The following is a 24,081-nucleotide window of genomic DNA, read 5'->3' on the forward strand; positions in this document are numbered from 1 at the left end:
GCTGCGGATATGCTACGATGGGCCTGAACTGGTTTAGGTGACAAGGATTGGCCAATCGTGCAGCGTAGAATTATTCAAATCAGCAGCTTTCTGGCTATTTTAGGCCTTTGTTTAGCAATAACCTTGGTTTGGGTGCTGCAACGCAGCCCGGCCCAAATTACGATTGGCGGCAAAACCGATTCGCCATGGTTGGTTGAAGGTTTTCAAACCAAAGAACGTTCAGAATTGGGCGCCTATCGCTGGACCAACGGCCAGGCCATTATTGGTTCGCCAGCCACGCATACCAGCTATCTGCTTGGTTTGACGCTTGTTTCGCCAGTAACCACAACTCTTGTGCAGCTGAATGCTGCTGGCCATGAAGTGTTGAATCTGCCGATTAGCAATGCGCCGCGCTATTATCAAATTTTCTGGCAACCAGATGCGTCGTTGAATTGGCTGCGTTGGGCGAGCGATCAGCAACTGAGCCTCAGTAGCGAGTTGCAAGTGCTTGAAGGCAGCGATCAACGCGAATTAGGTGTGGTTGTGCAAAATCTTAGTTGGGCGCCAGCTGGCCGTCTATCGCTGTTGCCATTTGCTTGGATTACGGCCTTGGTAGTGAGTTTAACAGCTTTGATCAGGCCGCAACAGCGCAAAGCATGGCTGTGGTTGGCCGCGACAGCGCTTGGGGCGAGCTTAATACTGGGCGGTTTGACCTGGTTGGCCAATGATCAGGCGGTGTGGTGGCCAATTCGCTTTGCGCCAAGTTTGTTGATTTTGCCGTTGGCGGCGTTGGCATTGTTGCGTTGGCCTTGGCAAGGTTGGCAGCAAGCGCTGCCAGTGCTAAGTTTAATTGGCATTGCCGCAATCGTCATGCTGCTTTCGCGTAGGTGGTGGCTGGTGCAAGGGCCTGATTTTGGCTGGCACTCGAATCATGGTAGCTCAGCAGCCTCAGTTTTTCGGGCGCATCCCTTTTATCCGCTTGGCTTTCCGCTGATTTTGTGGCTTGGCCTGCTCTGGGATGGCGATCAGTTAGCGATTGGTCAGACGGCTGGTTTTATCAGCATCATTTTAACCTTGCTCCTCACGGCGCTAATTGCTTACCGTATTTTGGCCTTACGTGGCGCACTGTTGGCCTTGGTATTGGCCTTGGCGACCCCGTTATTGCTGGCGTTTGGCGTGGTTGCAAGCAGCGATAGTGTGCAATTGCCAGCCTATTTGGCAGCCTTGCTGGTGTTGCTCTGGCAGCCAGCGCTAAGCAAACGCCGGGTTGCGCTCGCTGGTTTGCTCTTGGGCGTAGCCTACTTATTCCGTTTTCAATCGATTGTGATGATGGTGTTGGTGTTGCCTTGGTTGTGGCTGCAAGCATTGCCTGTGCCGGAGCGTTGGCCGCAGCGTTTGGGTCGTTTCTTTGGCCCAATTCTGCTGGTGATGGGATTTGTGCTTGGCTCTGCGCCGCAGTGGGTGCTTGATATTCGTGATACAGGACGACCCTTCTTCTCGCAACAATATGAAAATATTTGGCAGGCCGCCTACAATCGGGTTGATCCGGTGGTGGCTGCTGATAGCCCAGATGCGATTGCAACGACCGCCAGCGAAACCGGGCTGTATGATATTGTGGCCTTTGATCCTTATGGCTTGTTTGGCCATTGGCAAGCGAATTTAAGCCAATTTTTCAGCTTCACCTTGCACACGATTTTTATCTGGCCTTTTGGCTTATTGATGCTCTTGGGCTTGGGCTTGGCGCTGCTAAAACGCGCTGATGCCCGCTTGAGCTTATTGGCATGGCTGAGCTTGTGCTACATTCTCATTATTGCCCTGACCTGGAACAAAGATCGCTTTTATTTGCCGATTGTGCCGTTGTTGTTGGTATTGGGCGCTTATTGGCTGGAGTGGTTGCGTGGGCAGGCATGGCGCTGGCCGCGTGGCAGTCGTTGGTTGGCTGAGGCAGCCCAAGCTGTCTGTTTGGCATGGGCCTTGAGCCACCTCAGTGCAATCGATCCAATTTTACGGGTTTATGGCAGCTTAAAGTAAACCCATTACGGTGAAAATGATGCCAGCGATGGCTGTGCCAGCAGCACCATAATACAAGTTGCGTGACCATCCGGCGGCGCTTTTGGCCAGCTCGCGTTCAGTTTGGCGGCTGATAATCATGCGTTTAAGCTTCTTATCGCGATAAGCGATCGTTGGTTCACCCTCGTCATCAACTACACAGCCAAGGATATACGCTCGTCCATCATCGGTAAACAGCTCTTCTTGCGCACGATAGCCGGTCGTGCGGCGAGCGCCTTTGTTTGAGGCTGGGGCAGCGAATTCAAAATCGCCAAATTGCAGAATCGAAGCTTTATCAGGCGAAGGCAGCAAAATATTTTGACCTGCTACATACTCAATTTCAGCATCAGTTGGATCAACCCAGGCCTTGCCAAAATTATCGTTGATCCAGAAATAGGCGCATTCTTCCTCGGTTTTAATCGTTTCGCTGCCCGTTTGGGTACGGGTGCGTTTACGGCCTTCGCTATCAGTATCGTGGACAACCTCACTATATTCGCGGGTTAATGAAAAGCGATAGGCAATACAGGTTTTGCCAGAAATCGGGGCGACTAATGGATTATCGCAACTGACGGTTCCTTCGATTTCGCAGGGTTCGGCAAGTGCTTCAGCCCCGAGCGTTTCAACAACCTTTTTGTGCAGGTCATGCAGCATTGTGGTGGTGTAAGTGTCGGTGGCATTCAGATCGGCCAGTTTGTTGGATTGACTGCGAGCGAAGAAGAAGCAGATGACAGCAGCGATCAGCAAGATGATCCCAAAGAACACCATATCAGCGATCCTCCCAAAGGCTAGTAAGCTAAATATAAAGGTCATGCATCGGCTATGCAATGACACTCAATTCTTACTTTCAACACCTTTGGGGGGATTTAACGGCTCAAGCTTGATTCAGTAGTGAGTGTGCCATCAGCTACCACAGTGATTGCGAGATAATGCACGCCGCTGGTTTCAAGCTATGCCCAAAATTGATCCTGTGTTCCCAAGGCTGTTGCGTGAACATTGGGCGCAACAAAATCGCGTTCGGCAAAGTCGCTGGGTTGGGTTAAATGTGAGGTGAAAAATAGCGTATAGCTCAACGCACTTTCAATTGCGCGGCTATACGCTATAAATTGGGTAGAATAGTTGGAGCTTTAGTTAATTTGCACGGTTTGCAGGGTTGTCCATTCGCTGAAATTATGGGCATTATCTTCGCTACGAATGCGGAAATAATACAAGCCCGGTTCGCGTAGGCCAACATCAACTTGTTGCTCGGCGACAAACCACTCGCCCGTGCCTTGCGGATCGGTGCCGAAATAGATTTGGTAGCCGCGCAGGCCCGAATCTGCATCGCTAGCAGCTTGCCAATTGAGCACCAAACTGCTTTGGCTGCCGTTGAGCGTCAGACTCTCGGTGACCGTGGTCGTTGGCAGGCTGGGCGCGGTTGGATCAAACCAAATTTCGCGCTGGAAGCTTGCAGTATTGCCAGCAGCATCCCAAGCCGTAACATTGGCGATATGTTGACCTGCGATCAGATCAAGGTAGCCTGTTTCGGCGGCAAATTGGGGTTTGTCGCTGGCTGCTGGGGCATCCCAGTTTTGGCTAAAGCCTTGGATGCTTTGATTATCGCTCAAGTGCCAATCGAGCCGCCCGCTATTAACCCATGTGCGTTCGGCTGGGCCAGACCACTCTAAGGTTGGAGCGATCGTATCGGCCTCGCCATTGGCGGTTAATAAACTCCCAGCATATTGATTACAGCCACCGTTATCCGGGAAGTTATAGCCTTCAGCAAAGGCCAAAGCGACCGGTTGGCGATTGTAGGCATATGGGCCATCGCCACGGAATACGGTAAAGTGTAAATGGGGAACTGTGGGTGAGGGATTCGTAGCACCTGCATTACCAATATACTGACCGCGTTTGACCGAAGTACCAGTTGGTGCTTCGATCCACGATGACAAGTGGGAGTACATCGTGTAGTAGCCATCGCCGTGTGAGAGAATCAGCGAGCCAGAGCGGCCTGTCCAGAAAAAGATTGTGCCATCTGCTGCTGCATAGATGGGTGCTCCGTAGGTATCGCCTTCGGTATTGACCAAATCGAACGAGAGCCGCCCCCAACTATCGTGTGTTCCGCAGTTATAGCCTTGAATAACTTCCCATGTTTGACCAGGTGGGGTTGGTAGATAGAACGTTGGCTTGCCTTCGGCCTGTGCCGATTGGGCGAACCCCAGTAACACCGCGACCCCGATAAACCCAAACAACACCGAGCGCAGTGTCCGCTTCACCATGGAACCTCCAGAAAACAGGCTCAACATGGAGCCACCATCGAGACAAGGATGCAATACACAATGCATGGTGTATCGGCGAGGGAGAATACCAAGGCTTGCAGATCTCGTCAACATAATTCGGGGCCAGAAAGATTAAAAAATAGCTACGATTTGGCCTAGTTGATGGCCATTTTTTCTCATAATTGATTTTGAAACCGCTCCTAGAGCGTATGCTGCTTCTCATCAAATATTTAGCTTTTATTAGCCAAGATAACCCAAATTTAACCCCTAATTAAAGTTTTCTAACAGTTGCTCTGCTATTAAGATCGAGTACAATAGACTGAGTCAGATCAGCCAAAACGCTCATTGAGATCATTGTCGCTCCACGAAAGGGGGAACGATGACAAAGGTGCCAAACCTCTGTCATCCCATGGCCTATGACGAAACGAAAACTACTTGTCCTTGTTGCTCTCTGCGCCATCTTGAGTGCGCTTGTTCCGCTTAGCTCAACCTTGACCAGTGCCGCGCCGGTTGCTATCGTCGACATTCAACTCTTGAATGTTTCCGATTGGCACGGGCAACTCGACCCAAGTGGTACGCCAGCGGCTGGGGGCGCTTCCACGATTGCAACCTATTGGAATGCTGATCGCACTGCGAACCCCAACACCATTACCTTAACTGCTGGTGATGATTTTGGGGCTACGCCGCCACTTTCGGGGATGTTTGACGAAGTGCCAGCAGTCTTGGCCCAACGCATGATGGGTATTCAGGTGAATACCTTTGGCAACCACAACTTCGACCGCGGCGTTGGCCACTTGCAACAGATGATCGAATTGGCTGGCTCGCCAACCGCCCCATTAACGCCTGGCTCAAGCTACAACAATGGGATTCCCTTCCAGTATGTAGCTGCCAACTTGATCAACACCACTGGCGTGTTGACGGGCGTAGCACCCTATAAAATTTTCGAATTCCAAGGCGTGCAAGTGGCGGTGATTGGCTTGGTAAACGAAGAAGCTCCAAGCTTGGTCAAGCCAGGCAACTTTGGGCCAATTCAAATTACCGATTCGGTAGATGCAGCGATGAATGCCAAGGCCCAAGCCGAAGCAGCAGGCGCTGATGTATTTGTGGTCATCACCCACAAAGGGATTACCGCGCCAAATCAAGGGCCATTGATCGATTTTGCTAACGGCGTGACTGGCTTTGACTTGATCTTAGGCGATCACACCGACTTAAACTTCCAAAATACGATCAACGGCGCCTTGGTTACCGAAAATAAGAGCAAAGGTTTGCAGTATCTGAAGGTTAATTTGACCTACGATACCACCACCGAAACGGTAACCAACAAGAGCGCTACCTTTGTAACGCCAACCGCGAATGTGCCCAAAGATGCGGCCATCGAAGCGATGTTGGTGCCTTACCGCGCTCAATTGGCCCAACAATTTGACACGCCAATTGGTTTGAGCCATGGTTTCTACACCCGTGGCAACAACGTCGAACGGGTAGCTGAAGTGCCGTTAGGCAATTTGGTGACCGATGCAATGCGCGAGAAATACGGCACGCAAATCGCCTTTACCAACGGCGGTGGCTTGCGCGATACCTTGCCATCATCGTATACCCCAATGAACCGCAACTTGCGCCGCGCTAGCGTTGGCTACCCAGCTGGCCCAAGCTACGATTTGGTGTTGGGCGATATTTACGCAGTGCTGCCATTTGGCAATACCGTCGTAACCCGCACCGTCACTGGTGGCCAATTGTGGCAAGTGATGGAATTTGGCTTGGGTGCTTTGCCTGGCGCAAATGGGCGCTTCCCCCAAGTTTCGGGCTTCAAAGTAACCTTTGATTCATCGAAAGCAATTGGTCAGCAAGTCCAATCGATCACGTTGAATGATGGCACGCAGGTGCTTTCAAACACAACCTCGATCTATACCTTGGCAACCAACGACTTTACCAACGCTGGTGGCGACGGCTATACCATGTTGAACGATGGTAAAGGCACAACCTTGGCAGTTATGGCCGATGTGGTTTTGGAATACATTAATGCCCATCAGCCAATTATGCCAAGCATCGAAGATCGCTTGCTTGACGTAACCCAAATCGACGATATTCCAGATTCGGTTATTGTCGAAAATGGCACGACTGGGCCGATCAGTTTCCAAATTGTCGACCCACGCTTCGTCACCAACCCTAATACAACGACGGTCACATTGGCTGCAACCTCATCGAACGTAACCTTGGTGCCAAATGCCAATATTTCGATTACTGGCACGGGCACGACGCGGAACATCACGGTTACGCCTGCTGCTGGCCGCTATGGCACGGCAACGATTCAGGTGCGGGTCACTGGCCAAGGCTCAGCTAGCGATACCTTTGTGGTTGTGGTCAACGACAAGCCAAACGCTACTGGCAACATAACCAGCGTAACCACCGATGAAGATACCCCAGTCACGGTTCAGGTTGGGGCGATCGACAACGATACCGCTGCTAGCGATATTACGATTACAGCCGTTTCTGGCGACCAAGATTTGGTTGCTGATGGCGATATTGTGGTGACTGCTGGCACTGATGCCTACACCCGTACCTTCACCATTGCTCCAGCCTTGAATACCTCGGGCAACACTAGCCTGACCTTCACGATTGGCGATGGCTTGAGCACGGTAACGCGCACGGTGCAATTGACGGTCAATGCGGTCAATGATGCTCCTGAGCTTTCAAGCTTCGTTGATGAAACGATTAACATCAATTCAACCCTTGGCCCAATTTTGTTTACCTTGGCCGATGTTGATGATAGCGTCAATAACCTGACAGTTAGCGCTGAATCATCAAACACGGCTTTGGTACCAAATGCCAATATCACGCTTGAGGGCACTGGCGCTGAACGGACGTTGAGCTTGACTCCCGCCGCAGGCCAAACTGGCACAACCACCATCACCGTAACGGTTGATGATGGCGAAGATAGCTTCGAGCAAACCTTCGTGGTGACCGTGGTCAACAATAAGCTGTATCTGCCAGTCGTCGGCAAATAAAGCTTTTGGCAAAACGCGTTACAATACCGCTGAGTGGTTAACACTCAGCGGTTTGTTTTAATATAATGGCATACTCTATGAAAAAACAGCTTTTAAGTATTGGCTTGATGATGAGTTTAGTTGGCTGTGGCGCAGCCTCGAACAGCGTCACACCTGCAGCGCAAGCCCCAGCTAGCATTGATACGGCGGATCTCGCAGGCTATTGTATTGATACTGAGCCAATTAACAAACCAGTTATTGTTGGCCTCGAAGGCAATATTTGGACGCTCAATCGCGATGGTAGCGACATGAGCCAACTCACCACAGCTAAGGAGCGCACGCTCATTCGCGATGCTGCTTGGTCGCACGATCGCAAAACCTTGGCCTATTCCTTAATGTTGCCACCGATTGATTTGGCAATTCCTTGGTTGCAATCAGGCATTATTTGCGGCCTTGATGCTGCAAGCGGCAAGGGTCGGCTTTTAGCCTATGGCGAATTCGGCGATGCGCTGAGCGAACCAAGCTGGGCTGGCGATGATCAATCGCTCTATTTAACCCGCCGTCGTACCTTCCTGAATGAAAAAAATCAGTTTCTGCGCGAAGAAGCTGCAATTGTGCAATATGGATTAGGCAGTAACCAAGCAACAGTTGTGGTCGATGGCAGCACCACGCCTGCGGTCTCGCCCGATGGCAAGCAGCTGGTGTATGTGCAACCAAATGTTGATATTGGCTTTCCTTCGTTGATGATTGCCAAGCTTGATGGTAGCAACCCGCAACCGCTGGGCCAGCCTGATCCACCGTTTAAATCGATCATTGCCCCGCGCTGGTCGCCAGATGGCAGCACAGTTGTGGTGACGGTGAACGGCGGGCCGGGTGCGATTGGCGGCGGCGCAGAGCCAGAATTAGCGTGGTGGGAACACTTGCTGGGCGTCGAAGTGGCGAGCGCTCACGGCGAACCAGTTTCTTTGTGGCAGATTACTGTTAGCGATGGGGCAATGAAGCCACTGGCCCAAAATATTGATGATGGTCGGATTAGCTGGAATCCAGATGGCAAGCAATTTTTGTTTATCCATGGCTACGATGGCTTGATGGAATACACCTTGGCAACTGGCGAGGAACGCGCTTTAACCCCGATGCAAGTCTATTGGTTTGTTGAATGGGGTAGCCACTAAATCTAGCTAGCTAAATATCGGGTACAATAACGCTCAATGCATCCACATAAATCCCAAAAGCATTAGATCTGTGCATGATTTGGCAAAAATGCAGGTTCATGGCTAGAGTCTTGCCCATGGGCGTGCTATAATCCTGGCTTAAAAATTTGTGTGGGAGTACCAGATGACTTTATCGAAAACCCAGTTAGGCTATTTCAAAGAGCGCTTGCACGATATACATACCCATTTGAACGAAGAAATCAAGCGTTTGGAAGAAGCGACCGACCAATTGAATCAAGATGCCGAGTTTGGGGTCAGTAACCATATTGCCGATGATGCCTCGGATATTTTTGAGCGCGAAAAGAATTTTGCCTTAATTGAAGATCGCCAGCGCTTGATTGGCGAAGTCGAAGCAGCGCTTGATCGAATCGAGCATGGCACGTATGGCATTTGTCTCAAAACTGGCAAGCCGATTCCAGTTGAACGCCTAGAGGTCTTGCCCTATGCAGCACTTTCAATTGAGGCTGCCAATAGTTAACCAGTACAGGAGAGGCTAGAGCGATGGAGCAAACTGACAATTTAACGACCCTTCAGGTAAACGAAGCAGAAGCAGGCCAACGCCTCGATCGGCTTGTTTCTGCTAGTATGCCTGATTTATCGCGGACGTATGTGCAACAATTAATCACCGATTTGCATATTCGGGTCAATGGGCGCGGTGCAAAAGCCAGTTTGCCAGTCCAAATTGGCGATCAGATTGAAATTTATTTGCCCTTGGCCAAGCCAACCGATATTGTGGCCGAAGATTTGCCACTCGATGTTGTGTATGAAGATGACGATGTATTGCTGGTGAACAAGGCCGCGGGCATGGTCGTGCACCCTGCGCCGGGTCATACTAATGGCACATTAGTCAATGCCTTGCTTTATCGCTACCCTCATTTGACCACCAGTGGCGATTTGCGGCCTGGAATTGTGCATCGGCTGGATAAAGATACCTCGGGCTTGTTGGTTATTGCCAAGCATGATCAAGCGCGCATGGTGCTGACTGAGCAGCAGATGGCGCGGCGCATGCATAAAAAATATTTGGCCTTGGTTGAAGGCCACTGGCGCGAGCCAACAGGCACGATCGATGCGCCGATTGGGCGTAATCCCAATAATCGTTTGCGTATGATGGTCACGCCTGAAGGCCGTTATGCAGTGACCCACTATCAAGTGCTCGAGGTGCTTGGGCCATATTCGTTAGTGCGCGCCACCTTGGAAACAGGCAGGACGCATCAAATTCGGGTGCATTTTTCCTATCGCAATCGGCCAATTTTAAATGATGCGTTGTATGGGCATCGCAAGCCCAAAGAAACCTTTGGCATCGAACGCCACTTTTTGCATGCCTACCATTTGGGTTTTCGCTTGCCCAGCAATGGCGAATGGCGCTCGTGGGAAGTGCCGTTGCCAGCAGAATTAGAGAAAATTCTGACGACCTTGCGCACCCGTTATGAAACAATTGTTTATCCTGATCCCGAGATTGAACCGCTAGTATGAGCCGATCCACACCGTTTGCAAGCCGCATTTTAGTCTTGGTAACCAGTCTGGTTGGGCTGGTTGCCTTTTTTTATCCATTTTTCTTGAGCGAAGTTGCTGCTGGCGATAATCATGCAGCCGATGCGCCAATCATTATGCTGATGTTGGGGCCGCTGCTGCTGGGCATTATTTTGACCGATATTAATAGCCATGCCATGAATTCGCGAGTAGTGGCGGCCTTGGGAATGTTGGTGGCGATCAATGCGGTGTTGCGCTTGCCTGCTGGCCCTGGCGATAGCCCAAGCTTTTTCTTTTTGGTAATTTTGGCGGGCTATGTGTATGGTGGGCGCTTTGGCTTTTTGCTGGGCAGCCTCAGTTTAGCGGTTTCGGCCTTGTTAGTGGCGGGGATCGGCCCGTGGATGCCGTTTCAGATGTTGGCGATGGGCTGGCTGGGCCTGACGACCAGTTTGTTACAACCAATTAAACGCTGGTTGAACATCGCTGATGGCAGTTGGTGGGAAGTCGCATTGCTGGCGGCGTTTGGCTGGCTTTGGGGCTTGCTCTTTGGCGCATTGATGAATCTGACGTTTTGGCCCTTTAGCACTGGCGAAAGCGCAATTTCGTGGCAACCTGGCTTAGGGCTTGGGCCAACCTTGGATCGCTACTGGGCGTTTTATCTGCTGACCTCGCTGGGCTGGGATGCCGCCCGCGCTTTGTTCAATCTGCTATTAATTGTGGCCTTTGGTAAGCCGATTTTGGCAGTGTTGCGGCGTTTTCAGCTGCGCCTGAATTGGCAATCAACCGAGAACATAGATCAAAGAACATAGGCGTAGGGATCAGGGGTCGGGGGTCGGTAGACGAGGGCAAACGCAGCATTTGTGCACTTCGTGTCCTTCGTGGATCAATTTTTTAACACAGAGGCGCAGAGCGACCGAAGGATGAAGAATGAATTATGAGGGATGAAGTTGAGAACATAGAGCAAAGAACAGAGAACATAGGAAGGGATGAAGTCAAAAGTCAAAAATCAAAGTAGAATGCACATTTAACGCAGCGGCGCAGAGGTACATGGCTATTGGCTATAGGCTTTGGGCTATCGGAACATTGTTCGTGTAATTCGTGCAATTCGTGGCAAAAAACTTAATTTTCGTGTCCTTCGTGGTTTCATTGCTTCGTGCAATTCGTGTGCTTTGTAAACTTCCTATTCTTCCTGAATTCATGTCTGCATGCTCCTTTTCATCCTTCATAATTCATCCCTCATCCTTCATATTTCATCGTTCTTAAGACCTTTAAAGTGTATAGATATCTCTGCTAAGATATGCCATCTCTTTTTGTAGCGAGGATGCACTGCCTTGAGCCAAACGATTAAGGTTGATACATTGATCAAAACGTTTCAGGTACCTGAACGTGAGGCGGGCTTGAAAGCAGCAGTTGGCAGCTTGTTCAAGCGCAAATATCGCGAAGTCGAAGCAGTCAAAAAGATTAGTTTTGGCATCGACGCTGGCGAGATTGTTGGGTTTCTGGGGCCAAATGGCGCTGGCAAAACCACGACCCTCAAAATGCTGGCTGGCTTGCTGTTTCCTACCAGTGGCCAGATCGATGTGCTGGGCTACGAGCCACAGCGCCGCGAAAAAGAGCTGCTGCGCCAAATTACGATTGTCATGGGCCAGCGCAATCAGCTGATGTGGGATATTCCAGCGCTTGATTCATTTGAGTTGCAACGCGCCATCTACCAAATTCCCGAGGGCGAGTTTCGGCGCATGCGCGATGAATTGATCGATTTGCTGAATATGGGCGATTTGGTTAAAAAGCCAGTCCGCAACTTGTCGTTGGGTGAGCGTATGAAGGCCGAATTTATCTCGGCGTTGTTGCATCGTCCCAAGGTATTGTTTTTGGATGAGCCGACGATTGGCTTGGATGTGACGGCGCAACGTTTGATTCGCGAGTTTGTGGCCGCCTACAACCAGCGTTATCAAGCGAGCGTGATGCTGACCAGCCACTATATGGCCGATGTCCAAGCCTTGTGTAAACGGGTGATTGTGATTCACCACGGCCAATTGCTCTACGATGGTGGCTTAGCTGGCTTGGTCGAAAAATTTGCCGCCTACAAAACTATAGGCGTAACCCTAAATGACCCCGACCTTGATTTGAGCGAGTATGGCGAGATTATTAGCAATAGCAAGGGTCAAGTCAATTTGCGGGTTCCCAAAAGCGCGACGGCCCAAATTACCACCCGTTTGTTGAATGAAGTTGCGATTAGCGACCTGACAATTGAAGATCCAGCGATCGATTCGATTATTGAGCAGGTGTTTCAACAGGAGGCGCAAGTTGTATGAAGCAGCACCTTGATTTATACCTGACCTTGCTCAAAACATCGATTATTAGCCAATTTCAATACCGAGTGGCGCATCTGTTTTGGCTCTTGGCAATGATGGTTGAGCCAGTTGTCTATTTGGTCGTTTGGGGCACAATTGCCACTTCGCAAGGCGGCAACGTCGCGGGCTATACCGCTGGCACCTTTGCCGCCTACTACATTACATGGACGTTGGTGCGCCAGATGAATATTGCACTCACGCCGTATGCCTTTGAAAATCGGATTCGTAAGGGTCGGCTTTCCAACGAACTGATGCGGCCAATTCACCCGATTCATTTTGATATGAGCTACTTTATGAGCCTCAAAGTGGTGACGATTGTGCTGTGGCTGCCGATCGCTGGGCTTTTATGGTGGGTTTTCCAGCCCGTGTTTACGTTCACGGCGTGGTGGCAAATTCCGGCCTTTATTCTGGCCTTGTTAGGTGGCTTTGTTACGCGCTTTTTGTGTTTGTGGGCGCTTGGTTTAGTGACATTTTGGGTCACTAAAGTGAGTGCAGTATTCGAGTTGTACTTTACGATCGAATTATTGCTTTCTGGGCGTTTGGTGCCGCTGGCAATTATGCCTGCTTGGGTGCGCGACATTTCGCAATGGTTGCCTTTTCAATGGACATTTGGCTTTCCAATTGACGTGGCGGTTGGCACGTTAACTGGGCCGCAAGTGGCTTGGGGCTTGGCAATGCAAGCAGTTTGGATGCTGATTGCAGGTGGGATTTTGGCCTTGGTTTGGCCGCATGCGGTGCGGCGCTACTCGGCAGTGGGAGCTTAACATGGTGTATTTACGATTGTTCTGGATCTTTCTGCGGGTTAGCGTCATTAGCGAATTTCAATATCGAGTCAATTTTTTTGTGCAACTGTTTCAATCGGCCTTGGCCTTGGGCACGGGCTTGGTTGCTATGAGCTTGGTCTTTAGCTATACCCAAAACTTGGCTGGTTGGACGCAGCCAGAACTGTTGGCGGTGATGGGCGTACACATTATTGTTGGCGGGCTGATCAAAACCGTCATTCAGCCAAATATGAACCGCTTGATTGAAGATATTCAAGAAGGCACGTTGGATTTTGCCCTGACGAAGCCTGCCGATGCCCAAGCAATTATCAGTGTGCGCGAATTTCGAATTTGGCAATTGATCGATTTGGTGCTTGGCAGCGTAGTTTTGGGCTATGCAATTAGCCAATTAAGCACCAGTTTGGGCTGGCTGAGCGCGCTTGCGTTTGCGGCGGCGGTGCTGCTTGGCGGCCTGATGATCTACAGCGTTTGGTTGATGCTCAGCGTTGGCGCATTTTGGATTATTCGCGCCGACAACTTTTTGGAAATTTTTGATAGCTTGTATCAGGCAGGCCGTTGGCCAGTGAGTATTTACCCTGGCTGGTTGAAACATACCTTGACCTTTGTGCTGCCGATTGCGTTTGCAGTAACCCTACCTGCTGAAACCTTGGCGCGCCAGTTGAACGGCCAGAATTTGTTGTTTGCGCTGGGCCTGACGGTCTTGTTATTAGTCGTTTCACGCCTATTTTGGCGCTTTGGCTTGCGCCATTATACTGGAGCCTCAGCTTAGAATTAGATTCCCTTGCTCAGATATCAAGGATAGGTTTTTACAATTGGTCTGCTGAACACCCCCTAAAATTTAGGTTTTGGATTGTTGCTATGGATTCTGAATCCCCATCCTTTGTGATCTTCGCGGTTTTGCTGGTTGGATTGAGCGAAGGTTTGTTTTGCTTAATTGCATATGCGCAAGGCTGCATTATAAATACTTAAAAATGATAAAATAGAGCCTCAATGAAGAGCAGGTATTCCCCAAAAACTTCCCTAGCGCAACAATCGAAGGAGATTCTGGCACGGCGCTAGGCTCGCACTGTGTGGAGGTCGTTTGTATGGACCGTCTGAGGCATCGTTGGTCGTTAATTGGAACAATCCTGGCCCTGATTGGGGTTTGGAGTAGTTTGGTGGTGGTTTCGCTGCCAAAACGCACTGAGGCCCAGCTTGCTGTCGAAGAACAACGGGTTGTGGCGCGGATTCAGGCCAAAGATCGGACTGAATCATTGGCCCTAAGCGCCCGTGGGCTTGATTTGTTGGAAATGCGCGATAAGGACGATTTGTTTGCCTTAATTACGCCAAGCGAATTGGCCAAATTGCAACAAGAGGGCTTTACGGCACAAATTGATCAAGAACAAACTGATTTGCTGCAAAGGCCTTCAATCTTGCCAGTTCAAGGTGGCTTTCGCACGGTGGAAGAAGGCTATGCCTTGCTTGATCAATGGCATGCTACCTATCCCAATCTGACTGGGTTATTTACCTATGGTGCTTCGTGGGATAAAGTGAACGCTGGTGGGCCAGCAGGCTACGATTTGCGTGGGATTACGATCACCAATTCGTTGATTCCTGGGCCAAAACCAACCTTCTTCTTGATGTCGGCGATTCACGCGCGCGAAATGTCAACCGCTGAATTGACCTTGCGCTACACCGAGTATTTGCTCTCGCGCTATGCGACCGACCCTGATGTGCATTGGTTGCTTGATGAGCACACGATTGTGATTGTGCCCTTCGTCAACCCCGATGGACGTAAGATTGCCGAGCAAGGCTCATCGTTTCCTCAACGCAAAAACCGTAATACGGTTGATACGGCATGTGAAGATAATGTGGATATAGGGGTTGACCTTAACCGCAACTCATCGTTCCACTGGGGCGAGGTTGATAGACCAACTGAGCCGCGTTGTGGGCAAACATGGCCTGGGCTTTCAGCTGCCTCTGAGCCAGAAGTTGCTACCTTGCAACAATGGATGCGTGGGGTGTTTGCTGATCGCCGTGGCCCAGCAGATACCGATCCTGCGCCAGATGATACCGCAGGCGTCTATATCTCGATTCACTCGTATAGCGATTTGGTCTTGTGGCCTTATGGTCACTCAGCCCAACTTGCGCCAAACGATGCAGATTTGCGTGGCTTGGGCAAGAAATTTGCCAGCTACAATGGCTACACGCCACAAAAGTCCGACGAATTGTATCCAACCAGCGGCACGACCGATGATTGGGCCTATGGCGAATTGGGGGTTGCCTCGTACACCTTTGAAGTTGGGCCAGAATCAGGCTCTTGTAGTGGTTTCTTCCCGAACTTCACCTGTTTAGATGGTCAAGCTCAAGGCAACTTCTGGGGCCGCAACTTGCCAGCGTTCTTGTATGCCTCGAAAGTGGCGCGCTCGCCTTATTTGTTGCAGCGTGGCCCTGATGCCTTGAACGTTACCACCCAATCGGCGAGCAATGGCTACAAATTGTCGGCAACGATCAATGATGTTAACAATGGTGCTCAAACGATTGCTGCTGCTGAAGCCTATATTGATACTCCACCATGGCGGGCTGGCGCAACCGCGATTAGCCTGAACGCCAGCGATGGAAGTTTCAATGGTGTTCAAGAAGCGGTAAATGCGACGATTCCCCAAACGTTGAGCAATGGTCGCCATTTGGTCTACTTCCGGGGCCGCGATACTGCTGGCAACTGGGGAGCAGTGAGCGCTCAATGGCTCGATGTTGCGCCGCAAGGCTTAACTGGGGTTGTGCGTGCGAGCGATAACAACCAGCCAATTGCCAATGCTACAATCGTGGCAACAACTGGCAGCTTTACCAGCACCACCACCAGCGCCAGCGATGGCAGCTATCGCTTGGAATTGCCAGTTGGCAGCTATAGTGTCAAAGTAAGCGGCACGGGCTTAACGCCAGCAAGCTACAATTTGACGGTTAGCAGCAACAGCTTTACCAATCAAGATCTACTACTTGCCCAATTGGCTGCTTTGACAACCACCCCAAACGCCTTGAATTTCAATGTGAGCGATGGCAGCCAAGAGCGTACCTTGGTGATTGGCAATGCTGGCGGTACCAGTTTTAATGCAAATATCACGCTGGCGCCAATGGGCTACGAAGTGAAGAGCAGCGACGATGTTGGTGGCCCAAGCTATAATTGGAATGACATCAGCAGCACTGGCTCACGGCTCAATTTGGGCGATGATGCCTGTGTGATTGTGAATTTGCCACGCAATTTCATGTACTATGGAACAGCCTATAGCAAGTTGATTGTCAATAGCAACGGCTTTATCAGCCCAACCAATGCTACGACCTGTAGTGCTTCGGGTACATCGACCAACGGCGTAGTCCCTGGCACAACCGCGCCGAATAATGTAATTGCTGCCTTGTGGGATGACCTTGACCCCTCTGGTTTGAGTGGGAGCAATGGGATCTTTACCTATGCTGATAGCGCCAATGATCAATTTATTGTTGAATTTAGTGGCGTACCACACTGGGCCAGCGGTGGCAGCTTCAGCCCTGAAGATTTCCAATTTGTGCTCGACTTAACCAGTGGCGATATTACCTTGCAATATCAAACGGTTGATACCCAAAATAGCGTTAGTGTTGGCATCGAAGATAGCACTGGCGCCTCGGGCTTCCAATGGGTCTACAACAGCACTGGCCGTTTGCACGATAATTTGGCCCTGCAATTTGTTGCCTATGCTGGTAGCGCCTCGTGGCTGAGCTGGACTCCAGCTTCAGTTGATGTAGCAGCGCGTGGCTCGGCAAACATTCAAGTAACCGCCAACAGCAATGGGATTGCTAATGGTACCTATCGCGCGCGCTTGCGGGTCAACGCAGGAGCCAACACGCTCAATGGCGATCAAACGGTGCCGGTTGTGTTTACGATTGGCAATTCAACCGTGCATGATGTGGCAGTGCAGGCTCCTCAAGCTGCCTTGAGCGGCGTTGTTGGCTCGACATTGACCTATACGTTAAACATTACCAACACCGGCAATGTGAGCGATAGCTTTAATCTGAGCTTGAGTGGCAATGCATGGCCAACCAGTTTGAGCCAAACCAGTGTAAGCTTGGCCGCAGGTGCAAGCACGACCGTTCAAGTTGTGGTGGCGATTCCAGCCAATGCAACCGGAACTGATAGCGTAGCCGTAACCGCAACTTCAAGCGCTGATAGTGGGGCAAGCAATAGCATTAGCTTAGTTTCAACCGCAATTAGTGCACCGATCAGTCAATATAAGGTCTTTATGCCGTATGTTGTGAAGTAGAGCTGGGGATTGAGGGTTGGTTGGTGGGGATCGGTAACAAGTTTGTTATCGATCCCTTTTTTGATCCACGAAGGGCACGAAGAGCACGAAGGTTGGGAACCACGAAGGACGCGAAGAGCACGAAGGTTAATTTAGCCACAGATTGCCCAGATATATTTGATTATTATTCTTATAGCCCATAGCCTCCAGCCGATAGCCTCATTTTTTGCCTTTTGCCTTTTGCCTTCATCCCTCATCCTTCATAATTTCGTGGCTCTGCGCTGCTGCGTTAAATAAATCACTTTCCCTTATGTTCTATTGCCCCTATGTTCTTTGCTCTATGTTCTATGTTCTATTCTTAATGCTGACCCTATTCTGACTTTTGACTTTTGCCTTCTGACTTTCTGCCTGACCCCTACTTATCATTTATCGGATAAAATAGCATTGGATTCAGGAATAGTCGCATGTTGGTATTATGAGAAGCGCTGAGACGCTGCCAAAATCAGACTATTCTTGTTACCTAAGGCTCAGCCTTTTGCGCCACGCAAAGCTGCGCTTGACAAATTGAGCCGCTTGTGGGATACTCTCACTTAGTAAATTCATTGGAATAAGTTATGCAGGGACTGCCCAAGAAAGCCAGTCGGGAGCAAAGCAAGCTTCACAACTACCGACTTGTCTTCAAAGCCATCTACGATGGTGGTGCGATTAGTCGGGTAGATGTGGCCCGCTTAACCAACCTCACGCCAACCACAGTTTCGAGTAACGTCGCGATTTTGCTTGATGAAGGTTTGGTGCAAGAAGTCGGGTTAGCGCCCTCTGGTGGTGGAAAGCCAGCGACATTGCTGAGCGTATTGGATGATGGTCGTCACTTGATTGGTTTGGATGTTGCGGGACACGAACTGCGAGGCACGATCATCAACTTACGCGGGGCAATTCGCCAACGTCAAACCTTGGCGCTGAATGGGGGCAATGTTCTTGAACAATTGTATCAACTAATTGATCAATTGCTTGCGAACACCCACAACCCAGTGCTGGGCATTGGCATTGGCGCACCAGGAGTGATTAACACCACTGCTGGGGTTGTCCAACAAGCGGTTAACCTTGGTTGGCACAATCTCGCATTGCGCGATTTGCTGGGCAAGCGCTATGGGCTACCAGTCTATTTGGCCAACGATAGTCATGTAACGGCGATTGCTGAACACACGTTTGGCAGCCAGCGCAATGCACCCAATTTGGTGGTGATCAACATTGGGCTTGGCATCGGCGCAGGCATTTTTATCAATGGTCGGATTGTTGGTGGTGACGCTTGGGGAGCTGGTGAGATCGGTCACGTGGTTGTGCAACCAAATGGAATTCTCTGCCGCTGTGGCCATTACGGCTGCCTCGAAACTGTGGCGAGCACCAGTGCCTTGTTGACCAAACTCGATGCAACTTTGCCGCAAGCAGAACCATGGACAATTGCCGCGATTCAAGCCGCTTTGGCCAACAACGAGCCGACTGTGCGCGCGATTATTGACGAAGCAGCCCACTACCTTGGCATCGCCATTGCTAATGTGGTTGGCCTACTCAACGCTCAATTCGTGATTCTTGCTGGGTCACTAGCCCAACTTGGCAATGATTTACTCCAACCGTTACGCCGTTCGCTAGCCCACCATGCGTTGCAAACCCTGGTTGCAGCCACCGATGTGCAAGTCAGCACCCTCGGCAGCGATATCGTAACCCTAGGCGCAGCAGCGCTGTTACTAGCCAATGAGCTAGGCATTGTTCGGGATTAACGTTCCAGCAAACCACCCCCCGACGAGCTTAGCCACTTAGTTCCTTGTATAGGGGGTTTGCGTGGATCAACGACAGCGCCGGAACGCCAATGGCTGGCGGTTAGGAGTCGATGTGGGGGGCACAAAAATTGCGACCCTGCTCGTCGATGACGATAATCGGGTTTGGGCCAGCGTCCAACGCCCAACCGATACCCGAACCCCAGACCATGCCCTCCAGTCTCTTGCCGATGCGATTTGGGAAACCCTGAAACAAGCTGATCTACCGATTCGGCTCCTTGCAGGAATTGGGATTGGCATTCCCGGCCAAGTCGATACGCAGAGCGGGATTGTACGGCATGCCGTCAATCTTGGCTGGCAATCAGTTGATCTGCGTGGCTTCATCAACGCCACTTTTGGCACAGCGTGCGTGATTGAAAACGACGTCCGGGCCGCAGCGCTTGGCATTCAACGCTATTGGCTGGCAGGTTCGATCGATTCGATTTTATATGTTAGTATAGGCACGGGCATAGCCGCTGGCATGATTCTTGATGGAGCAGTCTACCGTGGTAGTCACGGGATGGCGGGCGAAATCGGTCATGCACGCTTTGGTTCATCAACAATTCGCTGTCGCTGTGGCAATTATGGCTGTCTTGAAGCCGTTGTTGCAGGCCCAGCAATTGCCAACTATGCGCAATCTCTGCTCTCTACATTCCCGCATAGCCAACTTCAGCACCAAACTTCGATAACCACTTCAGCAGTGTATACCGCTGCCGAGGCTGGTGATGAATTAGGGTTGGCTGTTGCCCACATGGTTGGCGACCAACTTGCTCAGGCGCTTTATACAATGGTGCTTGCCTACGATTGTGATCATATTGTGCTGGGGGGCGGTGTTAGCCGCGCAGGCTCAGCCTTCTTCAGCCCAATTGAACAAGCACTCGATGGCTTACGTCAGCAAAGTTCGCTCGCAGCATCGTTGCTTCCTGCAGGGCGGGTCAAGCTCTTAGATCGCGATTTTGCTGCTGGTGCATGGGGCGGAATCGCCTTGCTCGATAGCCAAGCGTTGGCGCGGGTTGCGCAGGCGCAATTGGCCTAAGCTCCGCCACGAGATAAACCTAACATCTCATGGCAAACCATACCAGGCCCACATCGTTAGGTTGGATTTGGGGAAACGCCACGGGGTATGAGTCACGCATATCTCAGGATTTCCCGCATTAGTGAGGAACAGTCTAGATGAAACATCGCAGTTTCCTGTTGTTACTGCTGATCAGCATGCTGATCGCCGCATGTGGTGGTAGCACAACACCTACGACCGCACCAACCACTGCTTCTGCAGCAACGGCCACAACCGAAACCGCCGCTGCAACTGAAGTCCCAGCAGCAACCGAAGTTGTTGCAACCGAAGCAATCACCGGAACCGAAGCCCCAGCAGCAACCAAAACTACAGATAGCACTGGCAGCATTCCAGCTGTCAACCCAAACTATGCTGAATTAGTTCGCGCCGAAGCTGGCGAATTCAAGGGCACCAAAGTCAGCATCTTCGGTTTGTGGGTTGAAGCAGAAGATGCAGCCTTCAACCAAACCTTGGCTGCCTTCGAAGCCCGCACTGGCATCGATGTTCAATATGAAGGCTCGAAAGATTTCGAAACCTTGATTCCTGTTCGCGCCGAAGGCGGTAACGCCCCTGACATCGCTGGTTTCTCACAACCAGGCTTGATGGCAACCTTGGCTCGCAAGAACAAGTTGGTCGACATCTCAAGCTTCATCAAACCAGAAGATTTGCAAAAAGATTACATCCAATCATGGATTGATCTTGGCTCAGTTGATAACACCCTTTACGGTGTGTTCTTCCGCGCCAGCACCAAGAGCATCGTCTGGTATCCAGTTCCAGCCTTCGAAGAAGCTGGCTATACCATTCCTCAAACTTGGGATGAAATGACCGCTTTGAGCGACAAGATGGTTGCTGATGGCAACACTCCATGGTGTATCGGCTTGGAACACGGCAACGTGACCGGCTGGGTCGCTACCGACTGGATGGAAGACATCATGTTGCGGACCGCTGGTGCTGAAACCTACGACAAGTGGGTCAACCACGAAATCCCATTCAACGACCCAAGCGTTAAAAACGCCGCTGAAGTTATGGGCAAAATCTGGTTCAACGAACAATACGTTGCCGGTGGCCGTGAAGGTATCTTGACCACCGCCGTGGCCGATACCCAAACCCCAATGTTCAACGCCGACAAACCAGGCTGCTGGTTGCACCGCCAAGCTGGCTGGATTCCATCATTCTTCCCAGAAGGCAAGAAAGCTGGCACCGATAGCAACTTCTTCTACTTGCCACCAATTGATCCAGCATTAGGCAAGCCTGTGTTGGGTGGCGGCGACGTGTTCGCTATGTTCAACGACCGCCCAGAAGTGCGCGCCGTGTTGCAATATTTGGCTAGCCCAGAATCAGCTAAAGGCTGGGTCGAAGCTGGTGGCTTTATCTCACCAAACCAAAACGTCGACTTGGCTTGGTATGGTAACGACATCGACCGCCGCCAAGCTGAAATCATCAAGGACGCGACCGTATTCCGCTTCGACGCTTCCGACTTGATGCCAGCTGAAGTTGGCGTTGGGACCTTCTGGAAAGGTATGGTCGATTACGTGAACAACACCGATATCGACACCGTCTTGACCACCATCGAAGAAAGCTGGCCACAAAACTAGTCAGCCTCCCTCGATGACGATGCGCTGCATCGAAACTCTGCGCGAGGTAGGTAGCTTATGCCTACCTCGCGTTGTATAGTAAGCAGAACAGAGAGCAAAGAACATAGAACATAGGATGAAAAGTCAGAAGTCAAAGGTCAAAGGTCAGAAGTCAAAAGGTAAAGCGGGGTCAGGATAAAGATGAGGGATGAAATTAAATCATTCGTGTAATTCGTGTCCTTCGTGGATCAAAACATAGCGCAGAGAACAGCGGAATCGCTCAATTCATTTGTTCTCTGGACTCTGTTCTCGGTATTCAGGCAGTGCTGCTTGGCACTGTTCCTCAGCAAGGAGTTGTGGCATGTCATCACAACCACAAACTAGCACTGGGCCACGCTCACGTAGTAACGTCGAGACTGTGCGCTTGTTGCTGGTTCCTCTCGCATTAATTATTTCAATCTTGGTCGGGCGTTGGAGCCTTGGCGTTATGAAAGACGCTGAAGCTCCACGGTTGTTGGTGGTTGGGGTGGCCTTGCTCGTCGGGGTCTTTGGCATTTGGATTGCCTACTGGCTCTGTAACGAAGTGCTCAATCTGATTCCCTCTGAAACACTGCGCGAGAGGATTCGCCCAGTGATTTTTGTTGGCCCAGCCTTGGCCTTGCTCATTATCTACTTGGTCTATCCAACCGTGATGACGGCCTACTACAGCGTGCTCGATAAAAATAGCGAGGCCTTTGTTGGGCTGGATAACTTTAAGTTTGCCTTTACCAATCGCACAATCCAAATTGCGCTGCGCAATAATGTCTACTGGATTGTTGGCGTAACCTCGTTTAGCGTCATTGGCGGCCTGATTATGGCCGTGCTGTTCGATAAAGTGCGCTATGAAGCTGTTGCCAAATCGATGATCTTCTTGCCAATGATTATCTCGTTTGTTGGTGCAGGCGTGATTTGGCGCTTTATGTATGCCAGCAATCCACCAGGCGTTGGCTTGTTGAATGCCTTTATTGGCAATTTCGACTTCAAGCCTGTTGCTTGGTTGATCAATAAGAGCGTCAATAATATTGCCTTGATTGTGATTATGATTTGGCTGCAAACTGGCTTTTGTCTGGTGATTCTCTCGGCGGCGCTCAAGGCGATTCCCGCCGATATTATCGATGCAGCCCGCGTCGATGGCGCAGGCGAGCTTGATATCTTCTGGCGAATTATCATTCCTTCGCTCAAAACCACGATTTTGACCGTGGTTACGACCGTGGTGATCGCGGTCTTGAAGGTGTTTGACATTGTGTTTGTGATGACCAACGGGAATTATGAAACCGAGGTGATTGCTAACCGCATGTTTACCGAGTTCTTCCGAAATCAAAACTATGGCCTCAGTAGCGCTTTGACCATGATTTTGGTGATCGCCGTGCTGCCAGTGATGATTATTAACGTGCGGAATGCCCGCCGTCAGCGAGGGTAATCATGCGTATCCAACGTTTTGTCTCACGTTCATTCGTTCACTTTGCAGTTATTTTGATTGCCTTCCTGTGGACGTTGCCAACCGTCGGCGTGTTGGTTAGCTCGTTCCGCCCCGAAAATGATGTAAAAAATTCTGGCTGGTGGAATGCGCTCAAACATCCATTCGAAGAATCAGTTTGGACTTTCAAAAACTATGCAGATGTGATTAGCGCTAACGGCCTTGGCGAAGCCTTTGTCAATACCTTGGTCGTAACGATTCCGGCCACGATTCTGCCAATTACAGTCGCCGCTTTTGCCGCCTACGCCTTTGCGTGGATGCGCTTCCCTGGCCGTGATTGGCTGTTTGCGATGGTGATTGGCTTGATGGTGGTGCCATTGCAAGTGGCCTTGATTCCAATTTTGCGCTTGTATACCCAAACAGGTATTGCTGGTACCTTCCTTGGCTTGTGGCTGGCGCACACCGGTTTTGGCTTGCCACTGGCAATTTATCTGCTCTACAACTACATTTCGCAACTTCCAGGCGACCTCATTGAATCGGCCAAAATCGACGGTGCTTCCGATTTCACCGTCTTTATGCGGATTGTGCTGCCACTTTCGACCCCAGCCATTGCCTCATTTGCAATTTTTCAATTCCTCTGGATTTGGAACGACCTGCTGGTTTCGTTGGTGTTCTTGGGCACAAATAAAGTTTTGACGGTCAAACTCTCAGAATTAACCGGCTCGCTCGGCAATAAATGGCACTTGTTAACTGCTGGCGCGTTTGTTTCGATGATCGTGCCGTTGGCAGTGTTCTTTGCACTCCAACGCTATTTCGTGCGTGGTTTGTTAGCCGGATCAGTCAAGGGATAACCAA

The 24,081-nt window shown here is 50.6% G+C and carries 17 protein-coding genes; 15 read left to right on the forward strand and 2 right to left on the reverse strand.

All coding sequences use genetic code 11. The features are described 5' to 3' along the window. The first annotated feature begins 57 nt into the window (after positions 1–57). Positions 58–2,010 carry a glycosyltransferase family 39 protein gene (locus SE18_RS10020; RefSeq protein ID WP_054534306.1) on the forward strand — a complete coding sequence of 651 codons (1,953 nt, stop codon included), beginning with the start codon at positions 58–60 and terminating at the stop codon, positions 2,008–2,010. Here SE18_RS10020 and SE18_RS10025 read toward each other — a convergent pair. Both SE18_RS10025 and SE18_RS10030 read right to left on the reverse strand, forming a co-directional pair. Next, positions 2,002–2,793 (reverse strand): E3 ubiquitin ligase family protein, encoded by a 792-nt coding sequence (locus tag SE18_RS10025; RefSeq protein ID WP_054534307.1) that lies wholly within the window; start codon positions 2,791–2,793, stop codon positions 2,002–2,004. The two genes, SE18_RS10020 and SE18_RS10025, sit on opposite strands and share 9 nt — an antisense overlap. Before the next feature lie 359 nt (positions 2,794–3,152). Beyond that, positions 3,153–4,283, reverse strand: coding sequence for a peptidoglycan DD-metalloendopeptidase family protein (locus SE18_RS10030; RefSeq protein WP_054534308.1), 1,131 nt, complete (start codon positions 4,281–4,283; stop codon positions 3,153–3,155). A gap of 461 nt (positions 4,284–4,744) precedes the next feature. On the opposite strand from SE18_RS10030, the gene SE18_RS10035 reads away from it, so the two are divergent. The 14 genes from SE18_RS10035 (at position 4,745) to SE18_RS10100 (ending at position 24,077) form a co-directional block, all read left to right on the forward strand. Next, complete coding sequence (locus SE18_RS10035) at positions 4,745–7,285, forward strand: 5'-nucleotidase C-terminal domain-containing protein (RefSeq protein WP_160319493.1); 2,541 nt, start codon at positions 4,745–4,747, stop codon at positions 7,283–7,285. A gap of 77 nt (positions 7,286–7,362) precedes the next feature. Next, on the forward strand, positions 7,363–8,436 hold the full coding sequence (locus SE18_RS10040; protein ID WP_054534310.1) for a TolB family protein: 1,074 nt from the start codon (positions 7,363–7,365) through the stop codon (positions 8,434–8,436). A 163-nt stretch (positions 8,437–8,599) separates the two neighbouring features. Next, positions 8,600–8,953: a TraR/DksA family transcriptional regulator gene (locus SE18_RS10045; RefSeq protein ID WP_054534311.1), complete on the forward strand. Its 354-nt coding sequence runs from the start codon at positions 8,600–8,602 to the stop codon at positions 8,951–8,953. A 23-nt stretch (positions 8,954–8,976) separates the two neighbouring features. Continuing rightward, positions 8,977–9,948: an RluA family pseudouridine synthase gene (locus SE18_RS10050; RefSeq protein ID WP_054534312.1), complete on the forward strand. Its 972-nt coding sequence runs from the start codon at positions 8,977–8,979 to the stop codon at positions 9,946–9,948. Continuing rightward, positions 9,945–10,754: an ECF transporter S component gene (locus SE18_RS10055; protein ID WP_054534313.1), complete on the forward strand. Its 810-nt coding sequence runs from the start codon at positions 9,945–9,947 to the stop codon at positions 10,752–10,754. The genes SE18_RS10050 and SE18_RS10055 overlap by 4 nt, the downstream gene beginning before the upstream one ends. 522 nt (positions 10,755–11,276) lie before the next feature. Next, positions 11,277–12,260, forward strand: coding sequence for an ABC transporter ATP-binding protein (locus SE18_RS10060; protein ID WP_054534314.1), 984 nt, complete (start codon positions 11,277–11,279; stop codon positions 12,258–12,260). Continuing rightward, positions 12,257–13,063 (forward strand): ABC transporter permease, encoded by an 807-nt coding sequence (locus tag SE18_RS10065; protein WP_054534315.1) that lies wholly within the window; start codon positions 12,257–12,259, stop codon positions 13,061–13,063. Before SE18_RS10060 ends, SE18_RS10065 begins: the two co-directional genes overlap by 4 nt. A gap of 1 nt (position 13,064) precedes the next feature. Continuing rightward, positions 13,065–13,850 carry an ABC transporter permease gene (locus tag SE18_RS10070; RefSeq protein WP_054534316.1) on the forward strand — a complete coding sequence of 262 codons (786 nt, stop codon included), beginning with the start codon at positions 13,065–13,067 and terminating at the stop codon, positions 13,848–13,850. A gap of 316 nt (positions 13,851–14,166) precedes the next feature. Continuing rightward, positions 14,167–17,352: a M14 family zinc carboxypeptidase gene (locus SE18_RS10075; RefSeq protein WP_054534317.1), complete on the forward strand. Its 3,186-nt coding sequence runs from the start codon at positions 14,167–14,169 to the stop codon at positions 17,350–17,352. 593 nt (positions 17,353–17,945) lie between these two features. Next, positions 17,946–19,106, forward strand: coding sequence for an ROK family transcriptional regulator (locus SE18_RS10080; RefSeq protein WP_054534318.1), 1,161 nt, complete (start codon positions 17,946–17,948; stop codon positions 19,104–19,106). Positions 19,107–19,167: 61 nt separating this feature from the next. Next, positions 19,168–20,178, forward strand: a complete 1,011-nt coding sequence (locus SE18_RS10085) for an ROK family protein (protein ID WP_054534319.1) — start codon at positions 19,168–19,170, stop codon at positions 20,176–20,178. 137 nt (positions 20,179–20,315) lie between these two features. Then, the gene (locus tag SE18_RS10090) at positions 20,316–21,791 is read left to right on the forward strand and encodes an ABC transporter substrate-binding protein (RefSeq protein WP_054534320.1); all 1,476 of its coding nucleotides are present in this window, start codon (positions 20,316–20,318) and stop codon (positions 21,789–21,791) included. Positions 21,792–22,131: 340 nt separating this feature from the next. Continuing rightward, entirely contained in the window at positions 22,132–23,229 is a 1,098-nt protein-coding gene (locus SE18_RS10095; protein ID WP_083469819.1) for a carbohydrate ABC transporter permease, read from the forward strand. 2 nt (positions 23,230–23,231) lie between these two features. Next, positions 23,232–24,077: a carbohydrate ABC transporter permease gene (locus SE18_RS10100; RefSeq protein ID WP_054534321.1), complete on the forward strand. Its 846-nt coding sequence runs from the start codon at positions 23,232–23,234 to the stop codon at positions 24,075–24,077. Positions 24,078–24,081: the final 4 nt, after the last annotated feature.

This window comes from Herpetosiphon geysericola, from assembly GCF_001306135.1.
GTDB classification, from domain to species: Bacteria; Chloroflexota; Chloroflexia; order Chloroflexales; family Herpetosiphonaceae; genus Herpetosiphon; species Herpetosiphon geysericola.

Excerpts from the sequence above, each read along its gene's own strand:
- SE18_RS10025 (WP_054534307.1), bottom strand. The coding sequence starts at position 2,793 with ATGGTGTTCTTTGGGATCATCTTGCTGATCGCTGCTGTCATCTGCTTC.
- SE18_RS10030 (WP_054534308.1), bottom strand. The coding sequence starts at position 4,283 with ATGGTGAAGCGGACACTGCGCTCGGTGTTGTTTGGGTTTATCGGGGTC.
- SE18_RS10040 (WP_054534310.1), top strand. The coding sequence starts at position 7,363 with ATGAAAAAACAGCTTTTAAGTATTGGCTTGATGATGAGTTTAGTTGGC.
- SE18_RS10045 (WP_054534311.1), top strand. The coding sequence starts at position 8,600 with ATGACTTTATCGAAAACCCAGTTAGGCTATTTCAAAGAGCGCTTGCAC.
- SE18_RS10050 (WP_054534312.1), top strand. The coding sequence starts at position 8,977 with ATGGAGCAAACTGACAATTTAACGACCCTTCAGGTAAACGAAGCAGAA.
- SE18_RS10055 (WP_054534313.1), top strand. The coding sequence starts at position 9,945 with ATGAGCCGATCCACACCGTTTGCAAGCCGCATTTTAGTCTTGGTAACC.
- SE18_RS10065 (WP_054534315.1), top strand. The coding sequence starts at position 12,257 with ATGAAGCAGCACCTTGATTTATACCTGACCTTGCTCAAAACATCGATT.
- SE18_RS10070 (WP_054534316.1), top strand. The coding sequence starts at position 13,065 with ATGGTGTATTTACGATTGTTCTGGATCTTTCTGCGGGTTAGCGTCATT.
- SE18_RS10075 (WP_054534317.1), top strand. The coding sequence starts at position 14,167 with ATGGACCGTCTGAGGCATCGTTGGTCGTTAATTGGAACAATCCTGGCC.
- SE18_RS10080 (WP_054534318.1), top strand. The coding sequence starts at position 17,946 with ATGCAGGGACTGCCCAAGAAAGCCAGTCGGGAGCAAAGCAAGCTTCAC.
- SE18_RS10090 (WP_054534320.1), top strand. The coding sequence starts at position 20,316 with ATGAAACATCGCAGTTTCCTGTTGTTACTGCTGATCAGCATGCTGATC.
- SE18_RS10095 (WP_083469819.1), top strand. The coding sequence starts at position 22,132 with ATGTCATCACAACCACAAACTAGCACTGGGCCACGCTCACGTAGTAAC.
- SE18_RS10100 (WP_054534321.1), top strand. The coding sequence starts at position 23,232 with ATGCGTATCCAACGTTTTGTCTCACGTTCATTCGTTCACTTTGCAGTT.